Raw genomic sequence first — 9,950 nt, forward strand, 5'->3', positions numbered from 1 at the left:
TCCCCTCGTGCTCGCGGGCCGGAGCGCCTTGCCCGGCTGCATATGGTCATGCAGAGTTCTTGCTGTCTGAATAAGTTGTCAATGCTCCGGCGTAAATCTCCGGCACCAAGTGGTCGATGACTGAGACGGGATGTCTGGTTGAGGAGGAAAAGCGCGTGAAGTCGTCTCGTATCGCGGACAGCGCCGCCGCCGGCGCGGGAGCGGCGGCAGAAGTCGTCGTCCTGGACGGCCGGGGCCTGCGGGTCGCCGACGTCGTACGCCTGGCCGGATCCGCCGCCCGGCCCGTGCCCGCCACCGACGGCATGAAGCGCGCCGAGGACTCCTGGAACGCCGCACGCGAGATCGCCGCCTGGGGCCGCGTCTACGGCCGCTCCACCGGCGTCGGCGCCAACCGCAACGAGGACGTGCCCACCGAGGCCGCCGCCGACCACGGCCTCAGGCTGCTGCGCTCGCACGCCGGGGCCATCGGCGCCGAACTGCCCGCCCGCCAGGTCCGCGCGATGCTCGCGGTCCGCGCCAATCAGCTCCTCGCGGGCGGCGCCGGACTGCGGCCCACCGTCGTCACCGCCCTCTGTCAGGCCCTGGAGACCGGCGCCCATCCCGCCGTCAACGAATTCGGCTCGGTCGGCACCGGCGACATCGCCGCCCTCTCCCAGCTCGGCCTCGCCCTCGCCGGCGAGCACCCCTGGCGGGGCGCCGGCACACCCCCCGAGCCCCAGCCGCTCGACAACAACGACGCCCTCGCCCTGATCAGCAGCAACGCCCTCACCCTCGGCCAGTCCGCGCTCGCCCTGCACGAGCTGCGCGGCCTGATCGCCGCGACCCAGGTGGTGGCCGCGCTGTCCCTGACGGCGGTCGACGGCTCCTACGAGGCGTACGCCCTGCCCGTCCACGAGGCGCGCCGCCACCCCGGCTCGTACGCCGTCGCCGCCCGCATGCGGCGCCTGACCGGCGCCCCCGACCGGCCCACCCCGCCGCTCGGCCGCATCCAGGACCCCTACGGCTTCCGCTGCCTGCCGCAGATCCACGGCCCCGCGCACGACGCGGCGAACGCCCTGGAGGACGTCCTCACCGTCGAGATCAACGCGGCCGCCGAGAACCCGCTGATCTGCCCCGAGGACCTCGCCGCCTACCACCACGGCGGCTTCTACCTCGCCCAACTCGCGCTGGCCCTGGACCACTTCAGGCTCGCCGTGACACAGGTCGCCCGCCTGTCCACCTCCCGCCTCTCCACCCTCAACGAACCGGCCTTCACCCGCCTGCGGCCCTTCCTCGCCGACGGCGAGACGGCCTCGTCGGGCGTGATGATCCTCGAATACGCGGCCGGGGCGGCCCTCGGCGATCTGCGCGCGTTCTCCGCGCCCGCCTCCCTCGGCCACGCGGTGCTCTCGCGCGGCGTCGAGGAGCAGGCCAGCTTCGCCTCGCTCGCCGCCCGCCAGACACTGCGCGCCTGCGCCGCGTTCCGGCTTGTGGTGGGGTGTGAACTGGTCGCCGCCGTAAGGGCGTTGAACCAGCGCGAACTGCGCTTCGAGCGCGACGTCCCGCTCGCGCGCGCCCATGAACTCGCCTCCGCCGCACTGGATCCGGAGCTCGCGGACCGGCCGCTGACGGATGATGTGACGGCGGCGGCCGGGCTGCTCGACCGGTTCACCGAACTGTGGGCGGCTCTGGGCGGCGGGCACACGACGGCCGCCGGGCGACCGGGCGCGCCGAAGGACCGGGTGTGGTGAGGGGAACGGTATGAGTGACAGTCCTGCGGCACGGCTGCAAGTGCTCTTCGAGGGGCACCGGCTCACGCCCACGCAGCGCCGCATCGCGCACTGCATGGTGCGGCGGGCGGCGGACGTGCCCTTCCTCTCCAGCGTCGAGCTGGCCGAGCTCGCCGGGGTGAGCCAGCCCTCGGTCACGCGGTTCGCGGTGGCGCTCGGCTTCGACGGCTACCCGGCGCTGCGCAGACACCTGCGGGACGTGGCGCCCGCGGAGGCGGCCGGCGGCGACGAGCTGAACGAGTACCAGCAGGCCGTCGAGGCGGAGATCGCGAACCTGCGGCACCTGGCGGAGGTCCTCGCGGACCCGGCGCCGGTCGAGCGGGCCGGACGGCTCCTCGCCGCCTCCCGCCCGCTGCCGGTCCTCGGCCTGCGGGCCGCCGCCTCCCAGGCGTACGGCTTCTCGTACTTCGCCGCCAAGGTCCACCCCGACGTGCGCCTCCTCGACGAGGGCGGCACGATGCTCGCCGACCGCGTCGACGCGGCGGTACGGGCGGGCGCCACGGCCCTGCTGTGCTTCGCCCTGCCCCGCCACCCCCGCGAGGTCGTCGACGCGCTGGCCTACGCGCGCTCGGCGGGCCTCACGGTGGTCACGGTCGCCGACTCCGCGTTCGCGCCGGTCGCCGCGCACTCCGACCTCCTCCTGCCGGCCGCGGTCGGCACGGGCCTCGCCTTCGACACGGCGTGCGCGCCGATGCTGCTCGGGCGGGTGCTCCTGGAGGCCATGTGCGACGGACTGCCGGACGCGCAGGCGCGCCTGGAGGAGTTCGACGTACGGGCGGCGGCGCGGGGCCTGTTCGTGGAGTGAGCCGCACGTCCGCGGGCGGGCCCGGCGCTCCGCTCAGTCCTCGCCCCGCGTCTTCAGGACCACCTTGTTGACCACCCACAGCCCGATCCCGATGGCGATCAGGACACCGGCGCGGATGTAGACCTCCGCGGGGCGGTCCGCCAGCGGGCTCGCGAGGATCAGGGCGGTGACCGCGCCGAGCACCGGCAGCACCGTCGGCGTACGGAAGTGCTTGTGGTCGACCGGGTCGCGGCGCAGCACCAGGACCGCCACGTTGACCACGGCGAACACGCACAGCAGCAGGAACGCGGTGGTGTCGCCGAGCCCCTCGATCTCGCCGGTGGAGACCAGGCCGATCGCGAGCAGCGAGACGAAGACGATGCCGACGATCGGGGTGCGGCGGCGGGGCAGGACGCGGCCCATGGCGCGCGGCAGGATGCGCTCGTTGGCCATGCCGTAGCAGAGCCGCGAGGCCATCATGATGTTGATCAGCGCCGAGTTGGTGACCGCGAACAGGGCGATCAGGGCGAAGAGTTTGTGCGGGAAGTCGACGCCGCCGGCCTTCACGACCTCGAGGAGCGGCCCGCTCGACCCCTCCAGGGTCTTGGAGTCGACCAGCAGGGACGACGCCAGCGCGACCAGGACGTAGATCGTGCCGGTCACCGCGACGCCGATGAAGATCGCGCGCGGGAACGTACGGACCGGGTCCTTGGTCTCCTCGGCCATGTTCACCGAGTCCTCGAACCCGACGAAGGCGAAGAAGCCGAGGGCCGTGGCTCCCAGCACGCCGGTCATCAGGGCGTATCCGCTGCCGTCCGTCTCGAACTCGGTGAGGCGGGAGGGCTCGCCGTCGCCGCTCAGGACGGCGTACGCGCCGATCGCGAGGATGATCACGAGTCCGGTCAGCTCGACGAGCGTGAGGACCACGTTCGTCTTCACCGACTCCGAGACGCCCCGCATGTTCAGCGCCGCGAGCAGCACGATGAAGGTGATCGCGATCAGGGTCGGCGGCAGCGCGTCGTTCGTCAGCTCGCCGAGGTAGTCGCCGCTGAAGGCGCGGGCGGCGGCGCTCGCGGACGAAAGACCCGAGCACATCACCATGAAGGCGATGATGAAGGTGAGGAACGGCGTCTTGAACGCCTTCTGCGTGTAGAGCGCGGCACCGGCCGCCTTCGGGTACTTGCCGACCAGTTCGACGTACGACGCGGCCGTCAGGATCGCCACGACGAAGCCGATCAGGAACGGCAGCCACAGCGCGCCGCCGACCTTCCCCGCGACCTTGCCGGTGGTGGCGTAGATGCCGGTGCCGAGGATGTCGCCGATCACGAACAGGATCAGCAGCTTGGGGCCGATGGCGCGGTGCAGCGCCGGTTCTTCGGCCGGTGGTGCGGTGGTGGACGTGTCGGACGTCGTCACAGGAGCCTCCCCCGAGAACGGGCCTGGAGGGAGGGTCTGCCCGTGATCCACGTCACCATGCGCGAGTTGAGGAAGCTCAGAGCCTCCGGAGGGCGGGCCTCGGCGGCCCGGCCCCGGGCGTCAGAGGTCGCGCAGCGCGTCCCGCTCCGCGCCGCCGCCCGCCTCCGCCACGATCGCGTCGAGCGTCTGCGGCTCGCGCACGGTCGCGAAGCGCACGCCCTCGCCGGTCGCGGACGCCGCCGCCGAGAAGCCGTAGACGCCGGGCCTGGCAAGGCTGTTGTACGAGTAGTGCTGCGCGAAGTAATAGGCGCCGGTGTCCAACGCCGCCGCGTAATCGCCCTGTTCGAGCAGCGGCAGCGGGCGGTTCTCGGCGAGCAGGTCGCCCGCGAAGCAGGCCGGGCCCGCGATGTCCTGGCCGACGGCGGGCCCGCTCTTGGGCCGCCCCTTCGCGTCGTACGCGGCGATCCGCAGCGGCCACGACGCCGGGGCGTACACGGTCCGGGTCGCCACCTGCACGCCCGCGTGCGTCACCGCGATCGGCCGGCCGCCCGCCTGCTTCGCGTACTCGACGAGGGCGAGGACCGTGCCGTGCTTGGCGAGCAGCGAGCGGCCGAACTCGGTGACCAGGCCGTACCGCCCGTCCAGCAGCCCCGGCACGCGGGCCTTGAGGCGGCGCGCGTACTGCGCGTGCGTCGGACTCTCCTCGTCCGAACCGAAGTTGACGGGCAGGCCGCCGCCGATGTCGACCGTGTCGACCTGCCGCCGCCCGGCGCGTTCGTTGATCTCCTCGGCCAGTTCGTACGTCGCCCCGACGCCCCGCACCATCATCTCCAGGGGCATGCCCTGCGACCCGGAGTGCGCGTGCAGCCGGGTCAGCCACGGCCGCTCCAGGAACGCCCGGACCACCCACTCCCGCGCACCCTCGTCGCGCAGCGGCACCCCGAACTTGGAGGTGGGCGTCGCCGTCGACAGCGCGCCGATGGAGCCGCCGCCGATCTGCGGGTTGACGCGGATGCCGACGGGGGAGCGGGACGGGGCCGACTGGACCATCGCGTCGATGCGGGCCAGCTCCTGCGGGTTGTCCGCGTTCACGGCGATGCCGAGCGCGAGCGCCTCCCGCAGCTCCGCCCGGGTCTTGGCGGGCGAGTCCAGGACGGTGTCGGCGGGCGCCACCCCGGCGGCCCGCGCCAGGGCCAGCTCCCCGGGGCTCGCCACCTCGGCGCCGATCCCCGCCGAGCGCAGCAGCCGCAGGACCGGCACGAGCGGGGTCGCCTTGACCGCGAAGGCGTGCAGGACGGGGGTGCCGGGCGGGGTGACCGCCTCGAAGGCGGCGCGCAGGGCGGCGGCGCTCGCGCGGATGCCGGTGATGTCGAGCAGGCCCGCCACGGGGGCGGCGGGCCCGACGATCCCCTGTTCGACGGCGGCGCGGACGGCCAGGTCGCGGCGGGCCGCGGAGTCCGCGCCCGTGCCCGCGGCGGCCTCCGGCGGGATGACCTGCGTCCGGTCCGGTTCCTGGTGGTGTTCCTCGGCGTGCCCCATGTGATCCAGCCAATCACCCGGCGGGTGGGCCCGCTGGCGTACTCGCGCATTCGTTCGCTATTGACTAGTCCTATTCAGAACTTCAGGATGTGAATAACAAGGTCACAGCGAGCAAGCTCACAGCAGCTTCATGCGAGGAGGCATCGCCATGTCAGGACCCCGCCCCGTTCGAGCGCCGCGCGGTACGGAACTGAGCGCCCTGGGATGGCAGCAGGAGGCCGCCCTCCGGATGCTCCAGAACAACCTCGACCCCGAGGTCGCCGAGCACCCCGACAAGCTCGTCGTCTACGGCGGCACCGGCAAGGCGGCCCGCGACTGGCGCTCCTTCGACGCGATGGTCCGCACGCTGCGGACCCTGAAGCAGGACGAGACGATGCTGGTCCAGTCGGGCCGTCCCGTCGGCGTCATGCAGACCCACGAGTGGGCCCCGCGCGTCCTGATCGCCAACTCCAACCTGGTCGGCGACTGGGCGAACTGGGAGGAGTTCCGCCGCCTGGAGCAGCTCGGCCTCACGATGTACGGCCAGATGACGGCCGGATCCTGGATCTACATCGGCACGCAGGGCATCCTCCAGGGCACCTACGAGACGTTCGCGGCCGTCGCCGCCAAGAAGTTCAACGGCACCCTGGCCGGGACGATCACCCTCACCGCCGGACTCGGCGGCATGGGCGGCGCCCAGCCGCTCGCCGTCACCATGAACGACGGCGTCGCCCTGTGCATCGACTGCGACCCGCGCGCCATCGAGCGCCGCATCGAGCACAAGTACCTGGACGTGAAGGCCGACTCCCTGGAGCACGCCCTCCAGCTGGCCGTCGAGGCCCGCGACGCCCGCCGCCCCCTCTCCATCGGCCTGCTCGGCAACGCGGCCGACCTGCTGCCCCGCATGCTCGCGGAGTCCGCCCCGATCGACATCGTGACGGACCAGACCTCCGCCCACGACCCGCTCTCCTACCTGCCGACCGGCGTCGACTTCGACGAGATGCAGTCGTACGCCGCCAAGGACCCGGCGGGCTTCACGACCCGCGCCCGCGAGTCGATGGCCACGCACGTCGAGGCCATGGTCGGCTTCATGGACGCGGGCGCCGAGGTCTTCGACTACGGCAACTCGATCCGCGGCGAGGCCCGGCTCGCGGGCTACGACCGGGCGTTCGCGTTCCCCGGCTTCGTGCCCGCCTACATCCGTCCGCTGTTCTGCGAGGGCAAGGGCCCCTTCCGCTGGGCGGCGCTGTCGGGCGAGGCGTCCGACATCCACAAGACGGACAAGGCGATCCTCGACCTCTTCCCGGAGAACGAGTCCCTGCACCGCTGGATCAAGATGGCCGGCGAGCGCGTCCACTTCCAGGGCCTGCCCGCCCGCATCTGCTGGCTCGGCTACGGCGAGCGGGACCGCGCCGGCGAGCGCTTCAACGACATGGTGGCGTCCGGCGAGCTCCAGGCCCCCCTCGCCATCGGCCGCGACCACCTGGACTGCGGCTCGGTCGCCTCGCCGTACCGCGAGACGGAGGCCATGCTCGACGGCTCCGACGCGATCGCCGACTGGCCGCTCCTGAACGCGATGGTGAACGTGGCCTCGGGCGCCTCCTGGGTCTCCCTCCACCACGGCGGCGGCGTCGGCATGGGCCGCTCCCTCCACGCGGGCCAGGTCTCGGTGGCCGACGGCACGAAGCTGGCGGGCGAGAAGATCCGCCGCGTCCTGACGAACGACCCCGGCATGGGCGTCATCCGGCACGTCGACGCCGGGTACGACATCGCGGAGTCGGTGGCCGACGAGAAGGGCGTACGGGTTCCGATGCGGGAGGGCGAGACGGCGTGAGCGACCAGCCCCCCGCGGCCGGCGACGCACCCGCCCGCCCCACCGGACAGGCCCCGTCCTTCCAGGAGATGTGGCGGGACCTGAAGCCCATCGGCCGGGACAGGGACAGCGGAGGCTACCGCCGCTACGCCTGGACCGGCGCGGACACCGACTGCCGCGCCTGGTTCAAGGCACAGGCGGAGACCCGCGGCCTCACCTACGAACTGGACCGCAACGGCAACCAGTGGGCCTGGCTGGGCGACCCGGCCGCCGGGGACGCCGTCGTCACCGGCTCCCACCTGGACTCCGTCCCCGACGGCGGCGCCTTCGACGGCCCCCTCGGCGTCGTCTCGTCCTTCGCCGCGCTGGACGAACTCCGCTCCCGGGGCGCGGAGTTCACCCGCCCCCTGGCGATCGTCAACTTCGGCGACGAGGAAGGCGCCCGCTTCGGCCTGGCCTGCGTCGGCTCCCGCCTCACCGCGGGGCAGCTGACCATCGAGGCCGCGCACAGGCTCCGCGACGGCGACGGCGTCTCGCTGCCGCAGGCGATGGAGGCGGCGGGCTACGACCCGTACGGCATCGGCGCCGACCCCGAACGCCTCGCCCGCATCGGCGCGTTCGTCGAGCTGCACGTGGAACAGGGGAGGGCGCTGGACCTGTCCGGCGACCCCGTCGGCATCGCCTCCGCCATCTGGCCGCACGGCCGCTGGCGCTTCGACTTCCGGGGCGAGGCCAACCACGCGGGCACGACCCGGCTCGTCGACCGCCGCGACCCGATGCTGTCGTACGCGGAGACGGTGCTCGCGGCCCGCCGCGAGGCCGAACTCGCGGGCGCGGTCGCGACGTTCGGCAAGATCTCCGTGGAGCCGAACGGCGTCAACGCCATCCCCTCGCTCGTGCGCGGCTGGCTGGACTCGCGCGCCGCCGACCAGGCGACCCTCGACACCGTCGTCACCGGCATCGAGAAGGCCGCCCGCGAGTACGCGGAGCGGCACGGCATCGACCTCGACGTCGTCCGTGAGTCCTTCACGCCGGTCGTCGAGTTCGAGGACGCGCTCCGCGACGAGCTGGGCTCGATCCTGGGCGCCCGCGCGGAGCGCCCGCTGCCCGTCCTCGGCACGGGCGCCGGACACGACGCGGGTATTTTGTCCGGCTCGATCCCCACCGCCATGCTGTTCGTACGGAACCCCACGGGCGTCTCGCACTCCCCGGCCGAGCACGCCGCGGAGGACGACTGCCTGGCAGGGGTGACCGCACTGGCCGACGTACTGGAAGGGCTGGCGTGCAGGTGACGAGGGACGAGCGGGCAACGACGTACTGGCTGGAGCACGCCTGGCTCGACACGAACGTCGAGCCGGGCGTCGCGGTGGACGTGAGCGGCGACCGCATCACCGCGGTCCGCACGGGTGTCGACGCGCCGCCGCCCGGCGCGACGGTGCTGCGCGGACTGACGCTGCCCGGCCTCGCGAACGCGCACTCGCACGCCTTCCACCGGGCCCTGCGCGGCACCGTCCAGGTGGGCTCCGGCACGTTCTGGACGTGGCGCGAGGTCATGTACGCGGTGGCGGACCGCCTCACCCCCGAGACGTACCACGCGCTCGCGCGGGCCGTGTACGCGGAGATGGCGCTCGCGGGCATCACGACGGTCGGCGAGTTCCACTACCTGCACCACGGGCCGGGCGGCGCCCCCTACGCCGACCCCAACGCGATGGGCGAGGCCCTGATCCGGGCGGCGGCGGACGCGGGCGTCCGCATCACGCTCCTCGACACGGCGTACGTGGCCTCGGGGCTCCTCTCCGAGACGCGCGGCGAGCCGCCCAACCGCCATCAGCTCCGCTTCTCCGACGGCACCACGGAGGCGTGGGCCGAGCGGGCGTCGCTCCTCAAGGACCGGGACCACGCGCGCATCGGCGCCGCGATCCACTCCGTGCGGGCCGTGCCCGCGGCGCAGTTGGGCGTGGTGGCGGAGTGGGCCTCGGCGCGCCGGGCCCCGCTGCACGTGCACCTCTCCGAGCAGACGGCGGAGAACGACGCGTGCCGGGCGGTCCACGGCCGCACGCCGACGCAGCTGCTCGCCGACCACGGGGTGCTCGGCGCGCGCACCACGGGCGTGCACAACACCCACCTCACGGACGAGGACATCGCGCTGCTCGGCGGCTCGACCACGGGCACGTGCATGTGCCCGACGACGGAACGGGACCTGGCCGACGGCATCGGCCCCGCCGTCGCCCTCCAGCGGGCCGGCAGCCCGCTCTCCCTGGGCAGTGACAGCCACGCGGTGATCGACATCCTGGAGGAGGCCCGCGCGATGGAGCTGAACGAACGCCTCCGCTCGCACACGCGCGGCCACTGGACGGCGGCGGCGCTGCTGCGCGCGGCGACGGCGGACGGCCACGCGGCGCTCGGCTGGCCGGACGCGGGCGTCCTGGAGCCCGGCGCGCTGGCCGACCTCACGACGATCGCGCTGGACTCGGTCCGCACGGCGGGCCCGGTGCCGCGCCTCGCCGCGGAGACGGCGGTCTTCGCGGCGACGTCGGCGGACGTCCGGCACACGGTGGTCGGGGGACGCCATGTCGTACGCGACGGCACCCACACGCTGGTGGAGGACGTCCCGTCGGCCCTGGCGGAGGCGGTGGCGGCCCTCAGAGAC

Annotated in this window: 7 protein-coding genes; 5 read left to right on the top strand and 2 right to left on the bottom strand. The window is 73.4% G+C overall.

Going from position 1 to position 9,950, the window contains the following annotated elements; genetic code table 11:
• Positions 1–116: 116 nt before the first annotated feature.
• Both AOK22_RS08565 and AOK22_RS08570 read left to right on the top strand, forming a co-directional pair.
• Complete coding sequence (locus AOK22_RS08565; RefSeq protein WP_079036437.1) at positions 117–1,730, top strand: aromatic amino acid ammonia-lyase; 1,614 nt, start codon at positions 117–119, stop codon at positions 1,728–1,730.
• Positions 1,731–1,740: 10 nt separating this feature from the next.
• Entirely contained in the window at positions 1,741–2,574 is an 834-nt protein-coding gene (locus tag AOK22_RS08570) for a MurR/RpiR family transcriptional regulator (RefSeq protein ID WP_055697990.1), read from the top strand.
• Positions 2,575–2,607: 33 nt separating this feature from the next.
• Here AOK22_RS08570 and AOK22_RS08575 read toward each other — a convergent pair whose 3' ends face one another.
• Together AOK22_RS08575 and AOK22_RS08580 are read right to left on the bottom strand one after the other, a co-directional pair.
• The gene (locus tag AOK22_RS08575) at positions 2,608–3,969 is read right to left on the bottom strand and encodes an APC family permease (RefSeq protein ID WP_055697991.1); all 1,362 of its coding nucleotides are present in this window, start codon (positions 3,967–3,969) and stop codon (positions 2,608–2,610) included.
• 120 nt (positions 3,970–4,089) lie between these two features.
• Positions 4,090–5,508 (bottom strand): type III PLP-dependent enzyme domain-containing protein, encoded by a 1,419-nt coding sequence (locus AOK22_RS08580; protein ID WP_079036438.1) that lies wholly within the window; start codon positions 5,506–5,508, stop codon positions 4,090–4,092.
• Positions 5,509–5,656: 148 nt separating this feature from the next.
• On the opposite strand from AOK22_RS08580, the gene hutU reads away from it, so the two are divergent.
• The 3 genes from hutU to AOK22_RS08595 all read left to right on the top strand — a co-directional run.
• Positions 5,657–7,321, top strand: coding sequence for a urocanate hydratase (gene hutU, locus AOK22_RS08585; RefSeq protein WP_055697992.1), 1,665 nt, complete (start codon positions 5,657–5,659; stop codon positions 7,319–7,321).
• 68 nt (positions 7,322–7,389) lie between these two features.
• Entirely contained in the window at positions 7,390–8,592 is a 1,203-nt protein-coding gene (locus AOK22_RS08590; protein WP_079036439.1) for an allantoate amidohydrolase, read from the top strand.
• On the top strand, positions 8,589–9,950 hold a 1,362-nt coding region (locus AOK22_RS08595), incomplete at its 3' end, for a formimidoylglutamate deiminase (RefSeq protein WP_055697999.1). The genes AOK22_RS08590 and AOK22_RS08595, both read left to right, overlap by 4 nt.

The sequence above is a fragment of the Streptomyces silaceus genome, from assembly GCF_001419745.1.
Taxonomy (GTDB): domain Bacteria; phylum Actinomycetota; class Actinomycetes; order Streptomycetales; family Streptomycetaceae; genus Streptomyces; species Streptomyces silaceus.